21 protein-coding genes are annotated in these 23,801 nt (G+C 58.7%); 14 read left to right on the top strand and 7 right to left on the bottom strand.

The window, feature by feature from the left end; all coding sequences use genetic code 11:
* Position 1 precedes the first annotated feature (1 nt).
* Positions 2-295: a hypothetical protein gene (locus HFP54_RS10500; RefSeq protein ID WP_145294928.1), complete on the bottom strand. Its 294-nt coding sequence runs from the start codon at positions 293-295 to the stop codon at positions 2-4.
* Positions 296-880: 585 nt separating this feature from the next.
* Here HFP54_RS10500 and hpf point away from each other — a divergent pair.
* The 6 genes from hpf (at position 881) to HFP54_RS10470 (ending at position 7,126) form a co-directional block, all read left to right on the top strand.
* Entirely contained in the window at positions 881-1,225 is a 345-nt protein-coding gene (hpf, locus tag HFP54_RS10495; RefSeq protein ID WP_146415067.1) for a ribosome hibernation-promoting factor, HPF/YfiA family, read from the top strand.
* 135 nt (positions 1,226-1,360) lie between these two features.
* Positions 1,361-1,840: a PTS sugar transporter subunit IIA gene (locus HFP54_RS10490; RefSeq protein WP_145294923.1), complete on the top strand. Its 480-nt coding sequence runs from the start codon at positions 1,361-1,363 to the stop codon at positions 1,838-1,840.
* Positions 1,840-2,154, top strand: a complete 315-nt coding sequence (locus HFP54_RS10485) for an HPr family phosphocarrier protein (RefSeq protein ID WP_146415070.1) — start codon at positions 1,840-1,842, stop codon at positions 2,152-2,154. Before HFP54_RS10490 ends, HFP54_RS10485 begins: the two co-directional genes overlap by 1 nt.
* 748 nt (positions 2,155-2,902) lie before the next feature.
* Positions 2,903-4,648, top strand: coding sequence for a phosphoenolpyruvate--protein phosphotransferase (gene ptsP / locus HFP54_RS10480; protein ID WP_146416148.1), 1,746 nt, complete (start codon positions 2,903-2,905; stop codon positions 4,646-4,648).
* Complete coding sequence (locus HFP54_RS10475; protein ID WP_146416149.1) at positions 4,648-5,415, top strand: TIGR03936 family radical SAM-associated protein; 768 nt, start codon at positions 4,648-4,650, stop codon at positions 5,413-5,415. The genes ptsP and HFP54_RS10475 overlap by 1 nt, the downstream gene beginning before the upstream one ends.
* A gap of 106 nt (positions 5,416-5,521) precedes the next feature.
* Positions 5,522-7,126 carry an Rne/Rng family ribonuclease gene (locus HFP54_RS10470; RefSeq protein WP_146416150.1) on the top strand — a complete coding sequence of 535 codons (1,605 nt, stop codon included), beginning with the start codon at positions 5,522-5,524 and terminating at the stop codon, positions 7,124-7,126.
* 97 nt (positions 7,127-7,223) lie between these two features.
* Here the strand turns inward: HFP54_RS10470 and sthA are convergent, their stop codons facing one another.
* Positions 7,224-8,615 carry a Si-specific NAD(P)(+) transhydrogenase gene (gene sthA / locus HFP54_RS10465; RefSeq protein WP_146415072.1) on the bottom strand — a complete coding sequence of 464 codons (1,392 nt, stop codon included), beginning with the start codon at positions 8,613-8,615 and terminating at the stop codon, positions 7,224-7,226.
* A 311-nt stretch (positions 8,616-8,926) separates the two neighbouring features.
* Between sthA and HFP54_RS10460 the strand changes: the two genes are divergently transcribed.
* The 3 genes from HFP54_RS10460 to HFP54_RS10450 all read left to right on the top strand — a co-directional run bounded on the left by HFP54_RS10460 (position 8,927) and on the right by HFP54_RS10450 (position 11,964).
* Positions 8,927-9,871 (top strand): ABC transporter ATP-binding protein, encoded by a 945-nt coding sequence (locus tag HFP54_RS10460; protein WP_413433406.1) that lies wholly within the window; start codon positions 8,927-8,929, stop codon positions 9,869-9,871.
* Between the two features lie 9 nt (positions 9,872-9,880).
* Positions 9,881-11,077, top strand: a complete 1,197-nt coding sequence (locus HFP54_RS10455; protein ID WP_168565078.1) for an ABC transporter permease — start codon at positions 9,881-9,883, stop codon at positions 11,075-11,077.
* Positions 11,078-11,283: 206 nt separating this feature from the next.
* The gene (locus HFP54_RS10450; RefSeq protein WP_235951548.1) at positions 11,284-11,964 is read left to right on the top strand and encodes a 3-keto-disaccharide hydrolase; all 681 of its coding nucleotides are present in this window, start codon (positions 11,284-11,286) and stop codon (positions 11,962-11,964) included.
* A gap of 30 nt (positions 11,965-11,994) precedes the next feature.
* Here HFP54_RS10450 and HFP54_RS10445 read toward each other — a convergent pair whose 3' ends face one another.
* Together HFP54_RS10445 and HFP54_RS10440 are read right to left on the bottom strand one after the other, a co-directional pair.
* Positions 11,995-12,804 carry a biotin--[acetyl-CoA-carboxylase] ligase gene (locus tag HFP54_RS10445; RefSeq protein ID WP_146415078.1) on the bottom strand — a complete coding sequence of 270 codons (810 nt, stop codon included), beginning with the start codon at positions 12,802-12,804 and terminating at the stop codon, positions 11,995-11,997.
* Between the two features lie 131 nt (positions 12,805-12,935).
* Positions 12,936-13,187 carry a hypothetical protein gene (locus HFP54_RS10440; protein ID WP_168565076.1) on the bottom strand — a complete coding sequence of 84 codons (252 nt, stop codon included), beginning with the start codon at positions 13,185-13,187 and terminating at the stop codon, positions 12,936-12,938.
* 421 nt (positions 13,188-13,608) lie between these two features.
* Here HFP54_RS10440 and HFP54_RS10435 point away from each other — a divergent pair, with 421 nt between their 5' ends.
* Complete coding sequence (locus tag HFP54_RS10435; protein WP_168565075.1) at positions 13,609-14,382, top strand: response regulator transcription factor; 774 nt, start codon at positions 13,609-13,611, stop codon at positions 14,380-14,382.
* An 82-nt stretch (positions 14,383-14,464) separates the two neighbouring features.
* On the opposite strand, the gene HFP54_RS10430 is transcribed toward HFP54_RS10435, so the two are convergent.
* Positions 14,465-15,061, bottom strand: coding sequence for a sigma-70 family RNA polymerase sigma factor (locus HFP54_RS10430; RefSeq protein WP_168565074.1), 597 nt, complete (start codon positions 15,059-15,061; stop codon positions 14,465-14,467).
* 487 nt (positions 15,062-15,548) lie between these two features.
* Between HFP54_RS10430 and HFP54_RS10425 the strand changes: the two genes are divergently transcribed.
* The 4 genes from HFP54_RS10425 to HFP54_RS10410 all read left to right on the top strand — a co-directional run bounded on the left by HFP54_RS10425 (position 15,549) and on the right by HFP54_RS10410 (position 19,602).
* Positions 15,549-15,983, top strand: coding sequence for an ExbD/TolR family protein (locus HFP54_RS10425; protein ID WP_146415085.1), 435 nt, complete (start codon positions 15,549-15,551; stop codon positions 15,981-15,983).
* Entirely contained in the window at positions 15,980-16,456 is a 477-nt protein-coding gene (locus HFP54_RS10420) for an ExbD/TolR family protein (protein ID WP_168565073.1), read from the top strand. The genes HFP54_RS10425 and HFP54_RS10420 overlap by 4 nt, the downstream gene beginning before the upstream one ends.
* Positions 16,457-16,545: 89 nt before the next feature.
* Complete coding sequence (locus HFP54_RS10415) at positions 16,546-18,963, top strand: hypothetical protein (protein ID WP_168565072.1); 2,418 nt, start codon at positions 16,546-16,548, stop codon at positions 18,961-18,963.
* Positions 18,964-18,987: 24 nt separating this feature from the next.
* Positions 18,988-19,602, top strand: a complete 615-nt coding sequence (locus HFP54_RS10410) for a hypothetical protein (RefSeq protein ID WP_168565071.1) — start codon at positions 18,988-18,990, stop codon at positions 19,600-19,602.
* On the opposite strand, the gene HFP54_RS10405 is transcribed toward HFP54_RS10410, so the two are convergent.
* Both HFP54_RS10405 and HFP54_RS10400 read right to left on the bottom strand, forming a co-directional pair.
* Entirely contained in the window at positions 19,530-20,342 is an 813-nt protein-coding gene (locus tag HFP54_RS10405) for a hypothetical protein (protein WP_168565070.1), read from the bottom strand. The genes HFP54_RS10410 and HFP54_RS10405 overlap by 73 nt on opposite strands.
* A gap of 104 nt (positions 20,343-20,446) precedes the next feature.
* On the bottom strand, positions 20,447-23,644 hold the full coding sequence (locus HFP54_RS10400) for a hypothetical protein (protein WP_168565069.1): 3,198 nt from the start codon (positions 23,642-23,644) through the stop codon (positions 20,447-20,449).
* Positions 23,645-23,801: the final 157 nt, after the last annotated feature.

Below are 23,801 nucleotides of genomic sequence, written 5' to 3'. Positions count from 1 at the left end.
TCTACTCCATCGCGATTTCTTCTTTGACTCGTTGGATGAAGTGGGGCGACTTACCGCCCTTGCTGAGTTCTTCGGCGCGTTTTTCGGCTTCGTCCCGCTGGTCGAATTCGAACACGGCGACCCGTTTCAGGTTTTGGCTGAAGACGCCCCAGTACAGCTTCATGCGGACATCGGCCGCGGCCTTCTTCGTTTTCCGCGAGCTGCTTTTTTTCTTTTGTCTCTTTTCAGCAGTTTCCTGCTCCGTGGCGAGTGCTCGGGCGGCGAGTTCTTGGCGGCTTACGACCGAACGTGGCATCGAGAGGGGTCGGGGTTAAAAGGGAAGAAGGCGTTGGGGGACAAACCGCAGAAAATAGCACTTCAGGCGAACGTTTGTCACGGGGGAGAATCGCCTCGGGCGGGCAACAAGACGGTAAAAACGCGGTTTCGGGTCGACTTTCGGAGCCGATCCCGGGGACCACGGGCGGTCGGCCGGTGGCGGCGGATGTGGGGAATCGGGGGGCGTGGGGATCGATTCCCGGTCGATTGGCGAAAAAGGATCGCTATTCGCGGCGGCCAATTCCCTTTATGCTTGGGATACCTCAAAGAGAGTTAAGCTGCTGGCGGATGGAGAGATGTCAGCGGCCGCCGACGTGTTCGGCGTGCTGGGTATTCCCAGTGCAGCCGGAATTTGCCCCGATGGGGGCCCGATTCCGGCCGGCGATCACGGGTCCATCGCGTCCCGTGGTGAAAGCACTGTGACGGTCGGCACGGCGGGCGCTGAAAACGGTCGCGGGCCCGTCGATCGGCGGAACGAAGCATTTCGTCATTTCTTCGTCCGGGGCCCCGTGCGTCGGCGGGATCGTCCAGTGGTGCAGGATACATTCGTCGGAGCGATCACAGCATGCAAATCAGCGTATCGGCACGTCATGGGAGTCTTCAGCCGGGCGATCAGGAATTGATCGAAGAAAAGGCCGGCCGCCTGCGTCGACTTTACGACCGTGTCAGCGCGATCGAGGTGACCGTCGAACTGGTCAACCTGGACAAGCCCGCTATCGAAATCCGTGCCTCGGTCGAACAAGCTGACGACTGCGTGGCAACCGCCGAAGCCAGCAACGTCTTGGCGGCATTGGATTTGGTGATCCCCAAGGTGGAACAGCAGCTGAGGAAACTGAAAGACAAACGCACCGGTCATCGAGCCACCGGACACAAACACATCGAAAACCCTTCCACCGCAGCGGAAGACTGATCGTCCGGCCCCGTCCCGTCCCAGTGATGTGGCGGTGCCTACCTTCAATTTTTCAGTCGCGTCGGTCACCCCTGGTCGACCGACGCCCTGCGATCCGCTGCCGTGAATCACCTTCCATAAAGGAACCCGCTTTCCATGAAGTTCTCTGACTTTATCAAGACATCCGCGATCCGCGCGGAGTTGGCCAGCGAAACCAAGCAAACCGTCATTGAGGAATTGGTTCAATCGCTGCAAGAGGCCGGCGAAATCGACGCCGACCAACGCGACGACATCATCGCCGCGATCATGAAACGTGAAGAATTGGGCAGCACCGGCATCGGCCGCGGCGTTGCCGTCCCGCACACCAAGCACCCCAGCGTGCAAAAGCTGGTCGGAACCGTCGGCGTCAGCCCCGGTGGTGTCGATTTCGATTCACTGGACGGCGAACCCGTTCAACTTTTCTTTCTGCTGATCAGCCCGCCCGAACGCCCCGGCGATCACTTGCGTGCCTTGGAGAACATCTCTCGACAATTGCGTGATGAAACCTTCTGTCGTTTCCTGAAGCAAAGCAAGACTGCCGAAGATATCCAGCAACTGCTGCAGGAAGCAGACGACAATCAATTTGCCGCAGGCTAATGAATACCAGCCCTTTGGAGCGGACCGTCACCGTCGTCAATCCGCAAGGTTTGCACGCTCGTCCGGCCGACATGATTGTTCGTGCGGCCAACAAGTACACGTGCAATATCTTGATCGGCAAGTCGGGTGAATTGGTGGACTGCAAGAGCATCTTGTCGCTGTTGACCTTGGGCGCCACCCAGGGCACCGAGTTGTCGATTTCGGCACAAGGCGACGATGCCGCTGCGGCGATCCAAGAGATCAGTGCTCTGTTCGAAAACGGCTTCGAAGAAATGAAGCAGTTGCAGGACGCTGAGCATCCCGCCGAACCTTGAATGGTCGAACCTTGAAAAGCCGAGCCATCAAACGCCGGATCGTAGACCGTCCCGGAACGCGTGCCGCGCCGAACGCCCACATGCCGAGCCACTAGGAATCGAACCCTGGAACTACGACTGTTTGCCCGGCGACGGATCGCCGTACGAGCTGTTGCACCGGAGTCGGGGCACGGTTCACACTTTGCCGCCGGCCTTGGGAGTCTCCGATCCGACGTCAACGCAGCATTCCGCGTGGAGCGATCGATTCGGCACGTTGGTTTCCTTCGCGGCCGATACCCGATCAACTTCCAGACGCGGGCCGACTTTTCAGACGACGACCAACGCCCGAAGCCGAACATTCAAACACCGCGGCCGAGCCTCAGCGGCGTCGATCGTCAACGAGGCGAATGGAGCGTTGACCGGCAAGACGTAAGAAATCGGAATGTCGAACTTCGTTGCCGACCCAAGTTGCCCCCATCGCCCCACCAAGAACGTCCGATCCGACGAAGCAATGCCGCGGTTCAATCCGACCGGTAGCGTCACCAACAAAACAAGACACCGGGCCCTGGCCCGGACCAAACAACCAACCAATACAAGCCAAAACGAGCCTACGGAATGAGCCGCTGATGGTGCGAATCGAATCGTTCACGCAGTGAACGGCGGTGACGTGCGGGTCCATTGATCTGCATCGCCTTCGGACACCAACGTTGTGAACGTGTTCGCCGACGGAAAAACCCGTCACGCACCCGTCACGGCTTGTCGACTGATGATGGTCGAGCTGCAAGGAATTCCCGTTGCGCCGGGTGTTGCCATCGGACCAGCCTTGGTGCTGAACGCCGAAGGATACAGCATCCCGCGTTGTCATATCGCGGCCAGCGACGCGGCTGCCGAACAGATGCGGCTGCGCGTGGCCATCGAGGAGGTTTCGAAACAAATCGAAGCCAATCGAATGCAGACTGCTGCCGTTGCGGGTGAAGAAACCGGTGACATCTTTTCGGCCCAACTGCAGATGCTGCATGATCCGCGGCTGAACGCCGAACTGACCAAGCGGATCGCGTTCCAACGTCACAGCGCCGCTTATGCGGTCAGTCGCGTGCTGCATAATTACGCGACCGCACTGCGACGGCTGGACAACCCACTGTTGGCCGAACGAGCGCAAGATGTGTTGGACATCGAACGCCAATTGTTGACCGAGTTGGGAGCGGCAACGCGTCGGCCGTTGGAGGACCTAAGCGAATCGGCCATCGTGTTGTGCCACATGCTGACGCCCAGCGAAACGGCCAGCCTGGATCGCCAACACGTGTTGGGTTTCTGTACCGAAACCGGTGGCCCCGGCGGGCACACGGCAATCGTGGCCAAGGGATTGGAATTACCCGCGGTGGTCGGCATCGGACCTTTCTTGGACAAGATCAGCGACCAAAGCTTGGTGATCGTCGACGGCGACCATGGCCGCTTGATCGTCGATCCCGACGAAGAAACCGTCGCTCGTTATCGCCGCCGCAACGAAGAACGTCGGGACTTGGCCCAGCGTTTGTCAGAACTGCGGTCGCTGCCGGCCGAGACGTCCGACGGCGTCCGAATCCGCTTGAGTGCGAACATTGAATTTCCGCACGAGGCCGCATCGTGTTTGGAACGTGGGGCCGATGGCATCGGTTTGTACCGGACGGAGTTTCTGTACCTATCCAGTGCCGAAGAACCCAGCGAAGAAGATCACTACGAGGCGTACAGCCAGGTGATCCGCGAAATGGATGGCCGCCCGGTCGTCATTCGCACCTTGGACTTGGGTGCGGACAAAATGGGGCGGCACCCGCAAGTGGATCGTGAAAACAATCCCTTCCTGGGGCTCCGCAGCATCCGTTTGTCACTGCGTCACCTGGACCTTTTTCGCCCACAGTTGCGGGCGATTCTTCGTGCCGCGGTCCACGGCGATGTCCGCGTGATGTTCCCGTTGATCACGACTTTGGCAGAACTGCGGCAAGCCAAAATGCTGCTCAGTACGGTCGCCGAAGACTTGGCCGTATCCGGCGTCCCGTTCCGCAGCGACATTCCGATCGGCATGATGGTCGAAGTGCCCGCGGCCGTTTTGATGCTGGACCGATTTGTCCGCGAAGTCGATTTCCTAAGCATCGGCACCAACGATCTGGCACAGTACACCTTGGCCGTCGATCGCAGCAACGAATACGTGGCCGAACTGTATCAATCGACCGATCCTTCGGTCTTGTCGCTGATTCGCCGCAGCGTCGAAATCGCCAACGCCAACGACACCCCGTTGGCCGTGTGCGGTGAAATGAGCAGCAACCCCGCGCGGGCGTTGCTGTTGTTGGGCCTGGGCATCCGAAACCTGAGCGTTCCGCCGTCGTCGTTGCCGCGGGTCAAAAAGGCGATCCGCAGCGTGTCGATCGAAGAATGCCAAGCGATCGCCGAACGCGTGATGACGTTCGAAGCGGCCCGGGACGTCGATCTGTATTTGATCGGCCGTTTGCGTGAACTCGTTCCGGAATTGGTGGTCAGTTGATGCGCGTCCGCTATCGCATTCGTTTCGCCAAAGTCGGCTTGCTGCGTTGGATCAGCCATCGGGACTTGGCAACCTTGTGGGAACGGTTGGCCCGCCGTGTGCGTTTGCCGCTGTCGATGACCGAGGGCTTTCACCCCAAACCGCGGATCGGATTCCCATCGGCTTTGGCGTTGGGCATCGAAAGCCTGGACGAAGTCGTTGAAATCGAATTGACCGAATCTCCGGCACCGACCGATTTGTTGGCGGTGCTGGCCGGCGACCGGCAACCGGGTTTGCTGATCCGCAGCGTCGCGCGGCTTCCCGAAGGTTTCGGCAAGGCGCGTCTGCAGAGTGCCGATTATGTGATCACGATTCCCGCCGATGCCGATCTGGCGGCGGTCGAATCATCGATCCAGCGTTTGAAAGACGAGCCTCATGTTTCGGTCCAGCGGAAACAGAAAACCGTGACCGCGGATCTGTCCCAACAAGTCCCCGTGATGCAGCTGTGCGATGCAAGTGAATCACACGACCGCGTGGCAGCCGATCCCCAATTCGAACACCAACAGCGTTTGCACTTGTCGATGAACAGCGTCGACGGCGCCGCGTTGAAACCAGGCGATGTCCTGGAATTGATGAATGTCCAACACTGGATCCCCGCCGGATCCACCATCACCCGCACGCGAGTCGTGCTGGTCAAAGACTTTACACCCGACGATCCCGACCAATACGCGGTGGCCACACCGCCGGGATCCGACCACGAAACACTGAAACCGTCGGCGTCCATGTAAGCATTCGTTGACCCCAAAGTTTTTCTTTGGCGATTCGCCTTGGCGGTTGAATCAAACACGAATGCCGACATCCAGCCGGCCCAACACCGAACGAGGTGAACCAACGATGACGACCAAAATGTTGATCAACGTTTTGCAGCCCGAAGAAAGCCGCATTGCCATTTTGAAGGACAATCGGCTGGAAGAGCTGTACATGGAACGCAAGAGCGTCGAAGCATTTGCGGGCAACATCTATCGGGGCAAAATCGTCAACCTTGAACCCAGCATCCAAGCGGCCTTCGTCGACTTTGGCGTCGGACGCAACGGCTTTCTGCACATCAGCGATGTCGAACCGCAATACTTTCGCCAAGGCGGTTACGACCCCGAAGAAATCATGCGGGAATCGGACGAAATGGCCGAAGCGTCCGCACGCCGCGCACGTGAATCGGGCCGTGGCGGCAAACGAGTCTTCAAGGGTGGTCGCCCCCGCGTGAAGCCGCCGATCCAAGAGATCTTCAAACGTGGCGACGAAGTCCTGGTCCAGGTGATCAAGGAAGGCATCGGAACCAAAGGCCCCACGCTTAGCACCTACATCAGCATCCCCGGCCGCTATCTGGTGTTGATGCCGGCGCTCGGCCGCGTCGGTGTCAGCCGCAAAATCGAAGACGAAGACGATCGCAAACGATTGAAGCGATGCCTGTTGTCACTGAACCCGCCCAAAGGCCTGGGCTTCATCGTCCGGACCGCCGGCGCGGGACGCAAGGAACAGGAACTGCAACGCGACTTGGAATACCTGTTGCGATTGTGGAAAGCGATCGTCCGCCGCGTGAAGAACAAGAAGGATCCCGGTGAGATTTACGCCGAAAGTGATCTGATCATTCGTACCATCCGCGACATTTTCAGTGACGAGATCGACGAAATCGTCATCGACGAAAAAGAAAGCTACGACCAAGCACGTGACTTTCTAAAGATGGTGATGCCGCGGGTGGCCGATCGGCTGAGCCTGTACGAGGGACGGGAACCGTTGTTCCACAAGTACAAGCTGGAAGAGGAGATTGTCCAAATCAATCAGCGGCAGGTTCCGTTGCCCGACGGCGGTAGCATCGTGATCGATCCCACCGAAGCGTTGGTGGCGATCGACGTGAACAGCGGTAATTTTCGTGGCAACGATTCGGCCGAAGAAAACGCGTTCCGCTTGAACTTGTCAGCGGCCAAGGAAATCGCTCGCCAATTGCGTTTGCGTGACCTTGGTGGTGTGATCGTCAACGACTTCATCGACATGCGAAAGGAAAGCCATCGCCGCAAAGTCGAACGCGCTTTGCGTGACGCGATGTCCGAGGACAAGGCGCGGACCAAAATCTTACGAACCAGCCCGTTCGGTTTGATCGAAATGACACGCCAGCGGATTCGTCCGGGCTTGAAGCGAACCATCTATCAAGATTGCCCGTGTTGCCAGGGACGCGGATTGGTCAAAACCGCCGAAAGCATGTCGATCGAAGTCATCCGCATGTTGGCCCTGGCCGTCAAGAACGAGCACATCAACCGTGTCACCGTTCGGGTGAACGATACCGTTGCTGCGTACTTGAACAACAAGAAACGTCGCGAAGTGACCGAGATGGAAGATTCCGGCAAGATGACCGTGCAAATCTTGGGCAGCGAAGGCCTGTTCCCCGAACACTTGGAACTGGACTGCCGCGACGAACACGGCAACCGCGTCGAAATCGACGCTTAGAAATTCTTTCGACGTCGATGTCTCGGTCACAGGTTTGGATTCGACCAAGTTCACAGCCAGGTCGATTCCCCGTGACCGAGACGATCACGGCGTGCTGCTAAAACAACCGATTGACACCGTTCAGGGCCGCCACGCGATACGCTTCGGCCATCGTCGGATAGTTGAACGTCGTTTCGATGAAGTAGTTGATCGTGTTGTGTTCACCCGGCTGATTCATGATCGCTTGGCCGATGTGAATGATTTCCGAAGCGTTGGCACCGAAGCAGTGCACGCCCAGGATTTCACGCGTGTCGCGATGGAACAACAGTTTCAACATGCCGGTGGTGCTGCCGGTGATCTGGGCCCTTGCCAGGCTGCGGAACTGTGCTTGGCCGACTTCATAGGGAATACAAGCTTCGGTCAACTCACGCTCATTTCGTCCGACCGAACTGATTTCCGGGCTGGTATAGATTCCCGTCGGAATGTCGTGAACCCGCAGGTTTCCGTCCGCGGTTCCCAACAAATGCATCGCGGCGGCACGGCCTTGGGTGTACGCGGCGCTGGCCAGTGACGGCATTCCGATCACATCACCGACGGCATAGATGTGCGGCAGCACGGTCTGGAACTGTTCATTCACATCGATTTGGCCACGGCGGTTGGCTTCGATCGGAATGTTGTCCAGTCCCAAGTCATCGGTATTGCCTTGGCGGCCGTTGGCCCACAGCAAGACGTCGGTCTTCAAACGCTTGCCACTTTTCAGGGTCAAGATCACGCCATCGTCTTGCGGATCGATCGAATCCATGGACTCGTTGTGACGGATGATGACGCCCTGGTCACGCAAGTGATAGGAAAGTGCATCGATGATTTCGTCGTCCAAGAATTCCAGCAATTTGGAACGCGAGTTGACCAGGTTGACTTTGATTCCTAGGTTCCGAAACATCGACGCGTATTCGGTGCCGATGACACCGGCACCGTAGACCGTGATCGAATCGGGACGTTCTTCCAGATCCAAAATCGTGTCGCTGTCAAAGACGCGCGGGTGATCAAAATCGACGCCCGGCGGACGCCAGGGTCGGGTGCCGGTGGCGACGACAAAAAACTTGGATCGGATCAGTTCGCCGTCATCGACTTGCACGGTGTGTTCGTCGACGAACCGGCATTGGCCACGGTGTACCGGAACGTGATTGCGGTCGTAAAACGACTGCCGCATGCTGACCTGTTTGCCGATGATCGACTGGGTGCCCCGTTGCAATTGGGCCATCGACGGGCTGACGTTCACCCCCATTTCCCGCAGCACCGGGTTGCGCAACGATCGCATCGTGCTGGTCACCGCGTAACGCAGGGCTTTGCTGGGGATGGTGCCCCAGTGGGTGCAGCCGCCGCCGATCTGTCGGTACCGTTCGGCCACGCCGACCCGCAAACCGCCCTTGGCCGCCTGCATCGCGGCGCCCTCGCCGCCGGGGCCGGTCCCGATCACAAACAGATCGTAGTGAAAGTTCGATGTAGTCATTGTGTCGGTCGATCCCTGCTTTCATCGCCAAAAGTCCAAACGAGTCGACGTACTGGGTACGCCGGTGCCCAAGGTTTTACGATACCCCGAGACAGCGTCCAGACCGTGCTGCGGCATCGCCCGGGGTCCGCAACGGGCATCGGAACCACATTAATGCGATTTTGCGGGCCCGTGGGACCAAAGAATCCCCCAACAGTTCGCTGTTTCGATCATCCTGGCGTTTGCGGTACGATCTGCCGGTAATCGTACCGCTGGTGACCCTACCGTTCTGACCGCCTGATTTTTGGCCGAGCCCCAAAGCCTTGCTACAAATCCAAGACCTGCGAAAGTCGTTCGGTTCGACCCGCGCGGTCGACGGGGTGACGTTTACGATGGGCGAAGGCCGGCGGGTCGCGTTATTGGGACCCAACGGTGCGGGCAAAACCACCACGATACGCTGTATCTCCGGTCGGACCCGGCCCGATTCGGGTTCGATCACGCTTTCAGGTCGACCAATCGACGAAGCCGGAGTCCGCGACGGGATCGGATTGGTTCCTCAAGACATCGCCGTGTATGGCGATCTGTCCGCGAAGCAGAACTTCTACACGTTCGGTCGATTCCACGGACTGCGTGGTGACAAACTGGCCGACCGGATTGACTGGGCACTCCACTGGACAGGCCTGGACGGCCGCGCCGACGAATTGGTGGCGGGATTTTCCGGTGGCATGAAACGACGTGTCAATCTGGCGTGCGGTGTGTTGCATCGGCCGCACCTGATTCTTCTGGACGAACCGACCGTGGGCGTGGATCCGCAAAGTCGTCATCGAATATTTTCAATGCTGAACGATTTGAATGCGGCCGGAACGTCGATTTTGTTGACGACCCATCATTTGGACGAAGCCCAGTCACAAAGCGACAAAATCGTCATCGTCGACCAGGGCCGCGTCGTCGCCGAAGGCAATTTTGATCAACTGGTGGCTCAAACCGTCGGTCCCCAGCGTCTGGTCCGTCTGCGTGTCGACCAGGCATCGCAATCACCGCCACCGCCGCACCACAGGGACCTGGGAAGCGGACCGCAGCATCAACGGGAAACGGTGACCGCCGGTGCACGCCGATTCGCAACGTTGACCGCAAAGATTGATGATGTCGGCCGTGAATTGCCCGGCGTTCTTGAATCCGCAAGGCAACAAGGCTTTGCCATTCACGACGTCGAAGTCCAAGCCCCGACTCTGCACGACGTTTTTTTGCATCTGACCGGACACGATTTGCGAGATTGACACGCGGCCATGATTTGGACGGTCATCCAAACCGGTTTTCGTCGACTGGTCCACAACCGTGTGGAACTGGTGATGACGTTCATCGTGCCGATCGCATTCTTCAGCATCTTCGCTGTGATTTTCGGACGCGGCATGGGCACCACGCCAAGAATCAAGGCGGTGGTGGTCGATGAAGTCGAATCCGAGACAAGTCAGGCCATTGCATCGGAGATCCGTGATAGCCCAGGACTTCGCTTGATGCAACAAGGCGAACAAGTCCTGACCCGACAGGATGCGCAGGACTTGGTACGCGGCGGCAGCGTCACGATTGCGATCGTCCTGACCGGAACCGACGCCGAGATCCGTGCGGATTTATTGGCCGACACTTCAGATCAAGTGGCACCACAAGTTGTCAACGCCTTGGTCACCCGAACGCTGATGGTCCATGCGGCCGGATCATCCGGCATGTCCGTGATGGCCGCATCAGCCATGGGATCCGCGTCCAGCGACGATGTGGATGAAAGTGCCGAACAAAGCACGACGTGGGTCAGTGACGTCAACGCCAAGCCGGCCGCCGCCATGGCCGACGTTCAAGTCGTGGACGTAATGAAATCAGGAAAATCCAATCCGGTCGTCAGCATGTACGCGGCAGGCATCGCGGTGATGTTTTTGCTGTTCGGTGCCGCGGGCGCCGGCGGTGCGATGCTGGAAGAGAAGGAAAACCAAACCCTTGATCGTTTGCTAAGCACACGTTTGTCGATGGACCAATTGTTGCTGGGCAAGTGGTTCTATCAAACGATGCTGGGAATGGTCCAAGTCAGCGTGATGTTTATCTGGGCAATGATCGTCTTCGGCGTCGACCTTTGGCGTCACCTGGACGGATTCATCGTCATGACATGTGTGACCTCTGCCGCGGCCGCGGCCTTCGGTTTGGCTTTGGCAACACTTTGTCGTTCCCGAGGCCAACTGAATGGGTTGTCAGTCATCTTGATTCTGACGATGAGTGCGTTGGGCGGATCGATGGTGCCGCGTTACGTGATGAGCGATTCATTGCGTCAGGCCGGGTTGTGGACCTTCAATGCGTGGGCACTGGACGGTTTTGACAAGGTCTTTTGGCGTGACCTGCCGGTATCCACACTCGCCCCACAGTTGGTTGTTTTGTTGGCTTGCACCTTTGGTTTCTTAATGCTGGCTCGACTGTTGGCCATCCGCTGGGAAACGGAATAACGTTTGGCAACCGGCGGAGAATGTCGGTGGGCACACGTGCGGACTAGCGGTGACCGACCGATAGAGTGGCCACCTTCATCGCTTATGTTTGGATACGCCTGTGTTATCCTGGTGGACCGGCGTGGTGCGATTCACCGATGTCTGAATCGCGTCTTTTGAACCACGACCAAAGCAATCCGCCCAAAAACTTTGGCCCCCGAATCAGCATGAAAAACCAACTTGGTATCCACGTTGCCTTTGCTTGTTTGTTGTTGTCGCTGACGATCAATGTATCCGCTCGGGGCGATGAGCCTGCGTCTGTCGCCGATGCGACCAGCGAAGAAGGATTCGTCACCCTCTTCGATGGACAATCCTTGGACGGTTGGACCGGCGCGGTTGACGGTTACGAGGTGGTTGATGGGGCGATCCAGTGCAAAGCCAAGCACGGCGGAAACCTTTACACCAAGGAAGTGTACGGGGACTTTGTGGTCCGATTGGAATTCCAGTTGCCGCCACGGGGAAACAATGGTCTGGCCATTCGTTTTCCGGGAAAGGGTGATCCCGCCTACGTCGGCATGTGTGAATTGCAGGTACTGGACAACACGCATCCCGATTATGCCAACTTGGACGATCGACAGTTCCACGGCAGCGCCTATGGCATGGCGGCAGCCAAACGTGGCGCGTTGAAGCCGGTTGGTCAGTGGAACGAACAAGAAGTCACCGTGATCGGACCCACCATTCGTGTCGTGTTGAATGGCCAAGAGATCCTGAACACGGATTTGTCGAAGATCGATGAATACTTGGCCGACCGTCCGCACCCCGGCAAGGATCGTGTAGAGGGTCACTTTGGTTTTGCCGGCCACGGCGATGCGGTCAAGTTTCGAAACGTCCGTATCAAATCGCTGTAGGCCCAGGGGTCCCCATGTGTCCCGCAACGCTTAGGCGGGCCGCAGCCTTTGAACGTCGCCCGATCCCAACGTCAGAATCGTATCCTGAGTCTGGACACGAAGGTGGCCGGTGGGATCGATTCCCAAGCATCGGCCGGTCATCGGTTCATTACCGCGCGTGAACCGGATCAGTTGGCCGGACAGCCAGCATCGACTGCGAAATTCGCCCAGCACTGACTCCGGTGCATTCTCTAGTTCGGATAGCGTCGACAAGATTCCGGACACGATCGGAAACAGCACGTCATAGCGTTTGATGGGACGCCCGACGTGCTGGCTGAGCGAGATCGCGGGGGGAACATCAGGACCGACGAAATCCGGCGCACTGGACACGTTCAAGCCGACGCCCACGATGACGCGACGTTTGCCCGATGGTGTGGGCGTCGATTCCTGGACCGCTTCGCACAAAATGCCGCCCAGTTTGGAATCCCCAAGAATCAAATCATTGGGCCATTTCAAACGCAACATCAGGGGAGCGAATTCGAAATCGATCGCCCGTGCGATTCCGACACCCACCGCCAATGGCAATGTTTCCATCGTTCCCGCTTCGACGACCAGGCTGAACGTCAGCGTGCCATCATCGCTTTCCCACTGACGTCCCATTCGGCCGCGACCGCCGGTTTGCTGGTCAGCCAGCACCAAGCGAGGCAGTTGGGACGAATCCATCGCTTCGCTGCGGACTTGGTGAATGGCCAGCGTGTTGGTCGATGCCGTTTCCGGCAAATACACAGCCGTGGCGCAAACCTGTTCATCCAGCAAGCGTTTGACAGCGACTTTTCCAGACGGATCAATTTCCGATTGCATGGGCTTGGGCAAAAAACGAAGGACATAAAACACAGCGAGGCAGACGTCGCATCAAAACGAAGCGGCGACGACCACCGCCCATGATCGGGCGGTCGCCAAGCCAGTGGGTGGCCGGCCAAAGACAAGAGCATTCATCGATCACTGCCAAACGCTTGCCAGACTGATGCCAAGACTCCCAGCATCACGGCGCCCAGGATTGCCAATGTCGTGTACCGCCACAATGGGCGAATGGACGTGTTCCAGGATGCCGATTCAAGCGGACCGGTGCCGCCGTGGTTCGCGCGAACGTATTCGTCGTAATCGAAATCGTCGTCCCAATCTTCGGCCCCCCATTCTTCGCCTTCGACGGCATCGTCATCCCATGGGTCATCAAGATCATTCATCGAAATTTGGCGTGGCGCCAACCAACTGCTGGCTTGGGAGTATTCATCTCGACGGCCGCTTGGCCATCTTTCCAGAGACAAAACGAGATCGCTGGAGGGATCAGCGGCAAATTAACATCCCTGTGCCGTCGCGCGATGACAAAATGGCGCACTGCGGCGAGGGTTGAGCACACGGGTGTTCGACATGCCGAAAACCGCTTCGCGAAGTATAAAACGAAAGGAAAACAATCGAGATTTTTCCGTGTTTTTTTGACGCCCAGCCGTAATTTGGGGCCATGAATGGACGCTAATAGAAAGTGTGGATCATCCGTGCCAGCAGGCGGCAGCACTCCTGATCAACCAACATTTGAGGAAACAGGGCAACAAGACTTTCAACCGATCCAACGTATGGGCATCGTGCGGACCACTACTGTCCGGATGAATGGCGTTGGTCGGGTTAGGTGGCAAAGTGGGTACCAACACGTTGTTTTTGGTCGCAGCCGTTCGCGACCAAGCCGATGCAGTGGCGGCAAGCTGTGAATCGGCTCAGTGGGCGCTTCAATTCTGTACCGGGCCGAGTGAGTACGCGTGTGTTCGCGACGCATCGCACCCCAGTTGTGCGGTGATCTTTGAAAGCCAGGGGATCCCCCCAAGCTTCCTGTCGCTTCGTGACATCGCCGACGAAGTTCCGATCCCATGGCTGGTTCTGACCGACCGTCCCGATATGGCGGTGGCGACCAAGTGGATGCGGTGCGGTGCGATGGATGTCTTCCCAATCGACGTGGGAACATTGACTTTGCGAGCGGCAATTGAAAATGCGATGCGAGTCGACGCTGAAAAGGCAGGCCTGAATCGCCGCATGGCCGATGCCAAAGCCGCGTATGCAACGCTGTCTCCACGCCAACGCGAGATCGTTCACTTGGTGCTGGAAGGTCGGCAGAACAAATGGATCGCCAACAGTTTGGAAATCAGCAAGCGGACCGTCGAACTGGACCGGGCCACGGTGCTGGCCAAACTGAACGTGGAAAATGCTGTGGAATTGGCTCGACTGGTGACCGAATTGCGTTGCCATGAGCAATGGGGTGGCTGCGTGCATTGTCGGATCGACCCGGGCACCAGCAAGGTGGCCGGACCACATTGGCAACACACCTCTGACAATCAACCACAAGCGGTTGCCGAATCGCCCTATCGAAGCAGCAGTGATCCAACAGCGTAAGATCGCCACAGTGCGGTCCCGCGTGTGCCGACCACTTCGACCGACCGCGAGACATGCTCCATGCGCGATTGGCCGGCGAAAACTAGCCGGCCGCACAATGGGTGGCGTCTGCATTGCGACGCAGCGCCCGCAAGATGCGATGCTGTGCGACGCGCAATCCGCCCAGCGTCATTCCCAGGTCTTCTGCAACCACCGCCTGGGGTTCTTCGCACAGGACGACGCGGCGAAACGCATCCAGGTTGCGTTTGCTGAACCGATCGCCCAAGGCGTCCAAATACTGCTGGACCAACTCGGTTTCGTACTGTCGGTCCCACCGCGAAGACAACTCGCTGCGATGGTCTTCCAGCTGGTCAGCGATCGACGACAAATCCGCCACCAGTGCACAATCGTGTCGCCGATCGCGTGAGGCCCACAAACGTCGCATGCGATTGGCGGTCACCCGGCGCAGCCAACGTGGAAAACAGGTTTCATCGCCCGAATCAACGAAGGTCTCGATTTCCGAATGCACGGTCGTCAGAACTTCCTGACGGATGTCCAACGCGTCGGCGGACTGGACACCGGCTTGTTCCAACCAAGCCAGAATCATCCGGTCGTAGGTCTCGATGAACACCTGCCAAGCCAAGTCGCTGTCGTGGCGGAGCAGCCGCTGGATTTTTCGAAACTTCGTCTCCACAGACACACGCGGCCCCCGAATCATTCACAACCGTACACTTTGAACCAATGCTCAGACCCGACCAATGACCGGCATTCCGCCACTAGGGGCATGCAGGGTGCCATGGACACCCACACCTGAGCTTCAAGCAATTATCCCCAAGATTCAACGCTCATTTTGCACCTAACCGCATTTGGCAAACCTGCTTTCTCGTCCGATGTTTGGTCATGGGCAAGGCAAACAGACTGTTTGTGGGGTAACGATCTAATCATCGCGAGGTGGCAAGACTTGACCGGGGCACGTCAGGTCGATGATTCGCGATGGACGATTTCCCAGCCCGCGCGGGGCCACGGCGCGGGCTGGGATTTTTTTTGCGCCGGTGCCGTTCTTGATCGCAGCCCCCGCAGAGTTTTGCGCAGGCCCCGCAGCCAAGGTCCTCAACCGTTTGGCGAGTGCGTTTCGTCGGATCCGGTGATCGGATTGCGGTGAACGCGACGACGCCTAGACTGACGGAATGAAAATTCCTCAGTCGCGGCAACGTGGTTCGTTGGGCGCGAACATGACGCCGATGATCGACGTGGTCTTTCTGTTGATCATTTTCTTCCTCGTGTCCAGCCATTTGGCACGACGCGAAAGCCGTTTGCCGATGGACTTGCCCGGTGCGCAGACGTCGGCCGATGCCGATCCCCAGCGAGCCGCTCTGACCATCAATGTCGACCAAGCGGGCCGCGTCGTCGTCCACGGGGTCGCGGTCAACCCCGATGACCTGCTGGCAATTTTGAACGATCATCTTCGCCGCAATGAATCCGATGCCGCGGTCCGTATTCGAGCTCATCGCTTCGCCGCGTATCGTTCCGTCGAACCGGTGTTGCGGACTGTCGCCGACACAGGCATCCACGATGTGCGACTGTCAGTTCAAAAGTCACGTGTCGGGGGATCAGCGCGATGAAGGTTCCCGCCGCCAGCGAAGCAACATCATTGGAGGTCAAGATGACGCCGATGATCGATGTCGTGTTCTTGTTGCTGGTGTTTTTTGTCTGGACCAGCAGTTTCGAAAAGCCCGAATTCGATCTACCCAGTTCAATTGTTCAACCGCCGCAAGGAACCAGTGAAGTCCAAACCGCCGATCAACCGGTGGAATCCTTTGATGAAATCGTTGTCCGGTTGATCGAATCATCCGGCATCATGCAAATCCGCATGAACGGGCAAGCGATCGATTCCGCGGACCAATTGCATCAGCGATTGGCGGAAATTCTGGCACTGGACGTGGAACCGTCGGTGGTGATCGACCCGGACGGCAGCATCACCATGGACGATGCGGTGCATATCTATGACGTCGCGCGGTCGGCAGGAGCGGCAAGAGTACTGTTTGCCACCGATGACGCATCGGACAACGCCGTGTCGCCGCAGGTTGCACCGTGATTTCCAGCACACTGAATTGCACAAGTCACCTGTCGCACCACAACACTTTGCCAACTAGTCGTTGCACCGGAGCCTCCACTGGGTCCCGGGTGCGAATTTGGTGTGCGATGGTGCTGGCCACAATGATGGCTGTGGTTTCACCGTCGCTGTCCGCTGCCGCCCAAGACGGGCCGGTCGGTCGCTGGTCGACTGTTCGTTCGGCCGACGTTGCCGATCGAATGATCCAAGCGTCCGCGTTGGACGAGGCTCTTGGGTGGTGCATGCGAAATCGAGGCCAGTTGGCACCGCAAAGCGACGCGGGGGTCTGGTGGCTGGCCAAATCGATTGAGGTCCAAGCGTTGATCTTGCGCCGTGATGCGGAAGATCCGTCATCGATGATTCAAAGCGTGATTGAACCGGCCGAGTCGTTTCTGCGGGCATATCCAGATCATTCGCGACGCTGGTTCTTGCGGTGGTCCATCTGGACGGCTCGTCGAACCGTCGCGGAATCGACCGTTCTGGACGCGATCCAGCGGCGGGGTGACGAATCGTTGGTCGATCGTGCGATGCGATTGATGCTGGACGTCGAACGCGGGCTGGACGAATTGGCAAGCCGTGTCGACGACGCCGTCCAAGACCGGCGACAATTGCTGCAGCGGTTGACGCCGCCGGGCGACGATAGGCGTGACGCGATGATTCAAGATTTGTTGCAGTTGCGACAGCGAATCGGCATCGCGCGTGTCTCCGGTGCACTCCTGCGTACCGAGCTGTTTGATCCCCAGAGCCGAGATTTTGTGGGCAGTGCCGCCACCGCCGTGCGTTTGGCCGCCGACGCCGCCGCGGGCTTGCCCGAAGGCTCGGAGGCTCGAAACGCGATGGAACGATTATGGACAGAATCGCTATTGCGAGCCGGACGTTTGGACGAAGCCCGACGCCGACTGGAATCGATGGACGGTCGATCATCCGATCCACAATGGATGGCGTTGGACATTCGCCTGGCGATTGCCGAAGGCAACCTCAGCAGTGCCCTTGGCGACTTGAAAACGTTTTACGGCGGCACGCCAAGTTCCGCGTCATCGTCCATCGCAATGGATGGCGCACGCTTGCGATACTTGATGGCGTTGTCGGAGTCCTCCGATGCACCAACGGATTCGGCCGCCGCAATTACCTGGTGGGTCGATGCGATCGGACAGCGACACGGAAAGTTCGCACGCCGTCGAGCCGAATCCTTGTTGCTGGCCGATGCCGGTGACGATCCGGGGTCGATCGCCTCACGTGTCGAACTGTTGGCGATTTCTGGCCGCGATCACCTTCGGTCCGGGCGATATGGCGAAGCGGCCGAAAGCCTTCGTGCCGCGGCAACGCGAGCGCCGGCGGCCAAGCTGGCTTCGCAATACGCCATCCAAGCGGCCGTCGCCTATCAGCAAGCCGGTGACACAAACGCGGGTGCACGGTTGCTAGGCGACATCGCCGAGAAGCACCACGAGTACAGCCAGGCTCCCGCATTGGCGCTGCAGGCGATCGTGTTGCAAAGCGAAGCCGATCCCGCCATCGCTACGCAAACGTTGATCACGGAATTGCGGTCGATGGTGACGTCATGGCCTGGATCGTCACAGGCGGTGTCCGCCAAGCAGTGGGCACGCACGGTCCTTGAACGGAACGGGCAGCCTTGGCGGGCCGTCGATGTCCTGGCGTGGAATCCGCCGCAACACTGGGTGCCCGATGAAATCAGACAAGCCGCACAGATCGGCGTGCGTGCCCTTTCCAACGGCACGGAACCATCGAGCCCGACTCCGGTGCAAGACGTTGTTTCGAAACTTTTGGAATCAACCGATGCACCGGAGTGGTCCGACGAAGACGCTGTCGCGGCCTTGGCCGAATGTCTGGTCCTATTCGCCGACATGTCGGATCTGAGAAAGGTGACGCAGGAAACGAAGGTGTCGCTGGATGGTTTGCGGCCGCCCTTGGATGTTTTCCTGCGATTGCGACAAGGTGGAAAGTCCGCGTCCATGCCACCGCCGGATGACGCGGACTTGGCCAAAGCCATGGCGTGGCGACTGATGCGGGACGCCAAAGACCGTCGGGGAATGCGTCGGCATGTCGCGGGTCAGCTAATCCAGTGGCCGACACTATCGCCGGACGATTTCGCCGCCGCCGAACGATTGATCTGGCTCGGCCGCAGCGATGAAGCGATCGCACTGTACGACGCCATGCTGTCATCATCGCCGGGTGGAATCGCCGTACTGCGACGTGCCGCATCCGACTTGTCCGATAGCCGCCGGGGAGACGACTGGAAAGAGGCGGTCAAGCTTTGGGATCGGCTGGCCTCCGGCGTTCCTCAGGGAAGCGATGCTTGGTACCAAGCACGACTGAGGGCCGCCAAACTGTATCGGTTGTCCGGACGTGCGAGCGAGGCGGACAAGCGGGCACGCTATGTCTTACTGACTCGTCCGCCGAATGACTCAAAATTGAAACAAGCTTTCCGGGCTTTGGTGCTGACCGAAGCGTCCGACAAGGCAGACAAGTAGAAGGCGGTCGTGAAGCAAGCAGTGATGTCTGACCTGTTTCGATCTTTTGCCGACGAGGGACGGTTCGTGATTTTGTATCACGACGTCGGGCCGAATCTATCCCGAACCAACCGTTCGCACTTTGACTGGATGTTCGCCGGCGTCGACGGTTTGGTGACGTTCGCGGTCGTGCCCGAACCATGGGAACAGGCACTGGCCGAAAGAGTCGAACTTTCGCAGACCGACGTCGGTTCGGATCGTGGTGCGGTTCGACGAGGTCGGTGGACACCGGGAATGCGTCCGGTTCCCGACAAGCCACTGGCAATCACGGCGACCCGGTTACCCGACCATCGTGATAAGTACCTGGACTACGAGGGCTTGGTCTCGGGAAATCGCGGCAGCGTCCGCCGTGTCGATTCGGGATTCTTTCGTCAGCGTCCCGCTGGCGCATGCCTGGACATTGCGTTTGATGACTGTCCGTCAATGCGACACGCACATGCTCTTGCACCGGAGACGACGTACCGACGCCGCTTGTCGTTTTCGCCGTTGCCGCAAAGTCCGTCGTCGCTATTGGCGGAGGCAGCCGATCAGCGGATCTGCGACTTGGATTTTTCCGAGGGAATCAACAACGCCTGGCGTCTGGAATTGGGATCCGGCTGATAGGACACGAAACGGTGGATGCTGGTCTTAGGACGATAATCGGTCTTGGCCGATTCGCCCGAACGTCCGGCCAAGCTGATCTGCCCTTGTCCCAACTGGATCGATTCCACCAGAACCGGGCGGATGGCAAATTCGGGATGTTCACCGGGGATCGCCAGCAGGGCGACCGGGCCGGTTTCGGTCATGTCCCACTGAATATCAATGTCGCCGACGGCAGCCTCGCGGCTGATACGATCCAAGAAATGCCCCCAGGGGATCGACAGCGCACCGGCCCGCAAATCTTCCAGACGAATGGCCAACATGTTGGGTTGTTCGGTCAATTCCACGCTGACTTGGCAGGACACGACCGTGTCAATCCGCCGGTTTTTCAATCGTGCCGCGGCCAACATTCGTCCGTCTTCGATCGCAACACGAGGCTCTGACAGCCCCCGTTGTAACCAGTGCGGAAAACTCTTGGGCAGTTCCTCGGCCAGCCAAGCATTGATTTCTTCATTGGAAAACGTCGCGTGCCAGGCACCGGGTTGTTGAGCGGCGTCTTGCAAACGTTGAACGTTTTGGTTCATCCGCCTGGCGGCTTGCACCCGGTCCTGGGCCGCGACGCTTTCATCGCTGCGCTGAGTCGCCAAGCGATAAAATTCTGGGACCTGTTGGGTTTGGCGGATCGCCCACCACGCCCACGCGCCGGCCAGCACGGCGATGATCACACAAGCCGCGGCGAATCGCCGAAACCATTTTCGCATTCAACAAACTCCGCTGCGGACCGGTGCCGATCGCGTCGCCATCAACGACGCCTGACCATGTGCACTAGGGATGGATGTCGGTCGCCCCGATCCGCACCGCGGAATCAGAACCGTAATTGTTGTGGCAGCCAACTGCGAATCCGACCGGTCATGCCTTGATCAGATTCACTGGAATCGGCATCAACGGGACGAATCGCCTGGTCGCGTTTCGATGTGGACGATTTCATTTCCGATCCCGATCGCCCCCGCACAAATGCGGGCTCCAGCGAATCAGCATCCAAACGCAAACCGGCGTGGTCATCCAACAACAATTGGGACCACTGATTTTGTAGAAGTCGGGCGGCGTGTGTCAAATTTTCTTGACGGACTCCGTCGATGGCCAGGAACGCCAAACGCTGTAATTCGTCTCTTTCGGGCCGCAACGGAAACCACTGTTGCAGTTTCAGGTCGTCGATCCAGACTTTGCCGGAATCCAGTGAATCGATCGCCAATCGCAACTGCCGAGCGTCCCGTGGAATGTCCGCAACGGTCAACAAATGCTGTTGATGGCTCCACGCCGAATCGGCTTTCAATCGGATCGTTTGTGACCGACGGAACGCTTGGCCACCGGCGTGACCTTCCAACGTGGTACGCAATCGCAGCGGTGGTTGGTTCGATTTGCCTAGCCCGCGCAGCGACGCGGTGACCGTCAGGCGACCGGTCAAGGGTGCCGCGATCGCGTCGCTGATGACCCATGTCCGATTGTTCGATCCAGGTGGATTGGTCAGGCACAATGACCGATCGCCCCCCGCCGGATTCTTGTCATCCAACAGAACCGCGCCTTCGGGAAATTGGGAATGCACCCAGCCGATCAGCCCCAATTGGCCGACGGATTCGAAATCACCGTTTGCCAGACGACAATCACCCTGGGGATGAGTTTGATCGGCCAACTGATCCAGCAAGCCCATCCGCTGAATCACTCGAGTCACGTCGTGCTGAACCGCTTCGGCCAAAGATTTCCCGCCGACCGGAACGACGCGAACGAATCGTGGCACCGGAGACTTTGTTGACCAAGCGACCGCCGTCCACTGCCCGGGGCCCAACCGGAATCTCGTTCCTTCGGGTTCACGATCGCGAGATTCCTGAACAGCCGTGTCGTCGCTGTTTTTGGATTTCCCGGTCGCTTGGATGTACGCATCGACCGGCCAAGGAGCCAGATTGCCCAGCGTCAAAAAGTCGGGATGTTTGGTGGAAGCCACCGAAGGGGAATTTGCGCCAGTGTCGTCAATGGGTTCCTTGCCGCCGTGCATGCCACCGACGCTGTGTGCGCGTGCAATCACGTAATCATGATGCGAATCAGCGGCCGCCAGCAATGTTCCATCGCCGGTGGGCAGGGCAGTGAAACGCCGCAACGTGGCCCAAATGCGATCATCCGACGGCAAAAAATCGGGTGTCACGTGCAGCAAAACGACGTCGGGGTCCAGGCGAGCGATCCCCATCTGAAGGTCGCGCCACACCGCTTCACCCATCGCCGTGGGTTGCCCGAGGTCATGGGGCGGTTGCCCACACCACAGCGCGATCGGTCGGTCGTGTTGATGATCGACCCGTTCGCGGCGGGGACATCGCAACCGACTGGCAACCGTATAAGCATCTCGCCCCATCGCGTAGACATCCACCGTATGCAGTGATGCGGTTGACGATGTCTTTGACGACACCCAAGTCGCCCAACCGGAATCCTGAACAGGCTCCGGCGCAACCTGTTGTTCGCCCTGATCCACGGACGCCGGTGCTGGTGATTGCGTCGTCTGATGATCGGACGTCCTATCGGCCGTCAACAAATGACCTTCGGCGTATCGACACCCGCTGGATTCCAGCACGGAATTCAGGATTCGTCGGGGATGCGGCAACAGCGAATCCGAAACGACCACGCCATCGATGTTCATCGTGCGCACAAACTCGCGGCACCGCTGGGCGGCAACCCAGTCCTTTTGGGCCTGGCAGGTGGCATCGACAAATTCATCCTGCAGGGATCGCCAATCGACATCGCCGGTCCATCGCGCCGACCAGTCCGGGGACGATACCGCCAGATAGACTTGCCGACCGCCCCCGCTGTTCTTCGTACGATTCTGGTTGTTGGTCGCGGAAGGAATGTTGGTCGATTCCAATTCAACCGAGCGAATGAGCACGTCGCCCGGACCATCGTTGGTCACCGTCAAACGAAAGGTGTCACCGGCACCATGCACCAGCATGCTGGTTTCTTCCCACCGATCAGCATCGGGATCCAAACCATCGGCCGCGCGATCACCGCTGGCGATAACGCGACAAACCGCGGCATCGCTTGCGCCCGCCTGCTCCGCTGCAACCGTCAGCACGGATCCAATCGGTCCGGTGTGACGAATCCGAACACGATAAAGTCGGCGGCGTTCGGGTCCGTTTCGCCCCAACAACTGCCGAGGGTCCAGCTGCCGTGCATGAACCAGTTGCCGAGGATCGACCAACTGGCGAGGATCCAACCGATTGGACCCTGCGTACAGTTCCAGCTGAATTGACTGAGTGGCTTTCAACTTGGCCGCCAAGGAATCTCCCTTGCCCACCGCAGGCAAATTCAACAGCGGGTTGGGCGTCATCCCTGGCAAATGTGGCAAGGCCGAACCAGTGATGGGGTTGGACTTAGGCATCCAGCGGTTGAAAGGACGCAGGGGGTCGCCGCCCGCCCGAATCGCATCCTCGTTACGCCACGTCACCGCGGCAATCGCTTCATCGGAAAGCTTGTCGCCGTTCCATGCATCGGAGTGTTCGGTTTCAACATCGGACGCGTCGTCATTGGTTTCCGGCAACACGACCAAGGTCAGCCGCGTCATCGGCATCAACTCGGTCGCTTTGCGGAATCGATTCCAAGCCGAATCGACAATGTCGGTCAACTGAATCCGCAATTCGTAAACGCCGGCTAGTAAATCATCGGGCAGGTCCACGGTGATCGTTTCGGTGGATCCCTGATCATCCCAAACCGACGTCGCAGTTTGTCGATCCACGTCACGAGTCGGTTGAACCGACAGCAGTCGTGCGATGAAGCGAACCGCTTGTCCGGTGGTCGCATCACTTCGCGTTGCTTGAATTTGAATTTGGGATGCGGTGCCCGGCTTCAGAAACACAGGCGCCGCGATCGAAACGGGTGCGTCATCGATGACCAGCGACCAAGTCGGCCCGGGGGTCGGCCCTGGCGCAGGGGCATCGTCTTGAGACGATTCATCGGCCCCCACCGTGGACCACAGCAGGGTGCCCAGCAGCAGTGCACCGGCGCAGACGCCGCGCCCGATCGACATCCCAGACCACTCGGGTCGTCGGTTGTGATCAGTACAAGCGTTGCGATTCGGTTGGTTGGCCGAATGCGATCGGCGAAGACATCCTTGTCCGTTCATCCATCGCGCAGGTCGGTTCTCCGGCGGGCTTCCGTGAAAGCGGCCTGGGGCTGCCGGCGGG

The sequence above is a fragment of the Crateriforma spongiae genome, from assembly GCF_012290005.1.
Lineage (GTDB): Bacteria > Planctomycetota > Planctomycetia > Pirellulales > Pirellulaceae > Crateriforma > Crateriforma spongiae.
The sequence above is the reverse complement of the archived record's forward strand: the minus strand, read 5'-3'. Positions and strand labels throughout refer to the sequence as shown.

Excerpts from the sequence above, each read along its gene's own strand:
- HFP54_RS10500 (WP_145294928.1), bottom strand. The coding sequence starts at position 295 with ATGCCACGTTCGGTCGTAAGCCGCCAAGAACTCGCCGCCCGAGCACTC.
- hpf (WP_146415067.1), top strand. The coding sequence starts at position 881 with ATGCAAATCAGCGTATCGGCACGTCATGGGAGTCTTCAGCCGGGCGAT.
- HFP54_RS10490 (WP_145294923.1), top strand. The coding sequence starts at position 1,361 with ATGAAGTTCTCTGACTTTATCAAGACATCCGCGATCCGCGCGGAGTTG.
- HFP54_RS10485 (WP_146415070.1), top strand. The coding sequence starts at position 1,840 with ATGAATACCAGCCCTTTGGAGCGGACCGTCACCGTCGTCAATCCGCAA.
- ptsP (WP_146416148.1), top strand. The coding sequence starts at position 2,903 with ATGGTCGAGCTGCAAGGAATTCCCGTTGCGCCGGGTGTTGCCATCGGA.
- HFP54_RS10475 (WP_146416149.1), top strand. The coding sequence starts at position 4,648 with ATGCGCGTCCGCTATCGCATTCGTTTCGCCAAAGTCGGCTTGCTGCGT.
- HFP54_RS10470 (WP_146416150.1), top strand. The coding sequence starts at position 5,522 with ATGACGACCAAAATGTTGATCAACGTTTTGCAGCCCGAAGAAAGCCGC.
- sthA (WP_146415072.1), bottom strand. The coding sequence starts at position 8,615 with ATGACTACATCGAACTTTCACTACGATCTGTTTGTGATCGGGACCGGC.
- HFP54_RS10455 (WP_168565078.1), top strand. The coding sequence starts at position 9,881 with ATGATTTGGACGGTCATCCAAACCGGTTTTCGTCGACTGGTCCACAAC.
- HFP54_RS10450 (WP_235951548.1), top strand. The coding sequence starts at position 11,284 with ATGAAAAACCAACTTGGTATCCACGTTGCCTTTGCTTGTTTGTTGTTG.
- HFP54_RS10445 (WP_146415078.1), bottom strand. The coding sequence starts at position 12,804 with ATGCAATCGGAAATTGATCCGTCTGGAAAAGTCGCTGTCAAACGCTTG.
- HFP54_RS10440 (WP_168565076.1), bottom strand. The coding sequence starts at position 13,187 with ATGAATGATCTTGATGACCCATGGGATGACGATGCCGTCGAAGGCGAA.
- HFP54_RS10435 (WP_168565075.1), top strand. The coding sequence starts at position 13,609 with ATGGCGTTGGTCGGGTTAGGTGGCAAAGTGGGTACCAACACGTTGTTT.
- HFP54_RS10425 (WP_146415085.1), top strand. The coding sequence starts at position 15,549 with ATGAAAATTCCTCAGTCGCGGCAACGTGGTTCGTTGGGCGCGAACATG.
- HFP54_RS10420 (WP_168565073.1), top strand. The coding sequence starts at position 15,980 with ATGAAGGTTCCCGCCGCCAGCGAAGCAACATCATTGGAGGTCAAGATG.
- HFP54_RS10410 (WP_168565071.1), top strand. The coding sequence starts at position 18,988 with ATGTCTGACCTGTTTCGATCTTTTGCCGACGAGGGACGGTTCGTGATT.
- HFP54_RS10405 (WP_168565070.1), bottom strand. The coding sequence starts at position 20,342 with ATGCGAAAATGGTTTCGGCGATTCGCCGCGGCTTGTGTGATCATCGCC.
- HFP54_RS10400 (WP_168565069.1), bottom strand. The coding sequence starts at position 23,644 with ATGTCGATCGGGCGCGGCGTCTGCGCCGGTGCACTGCTGCTGGGCACC.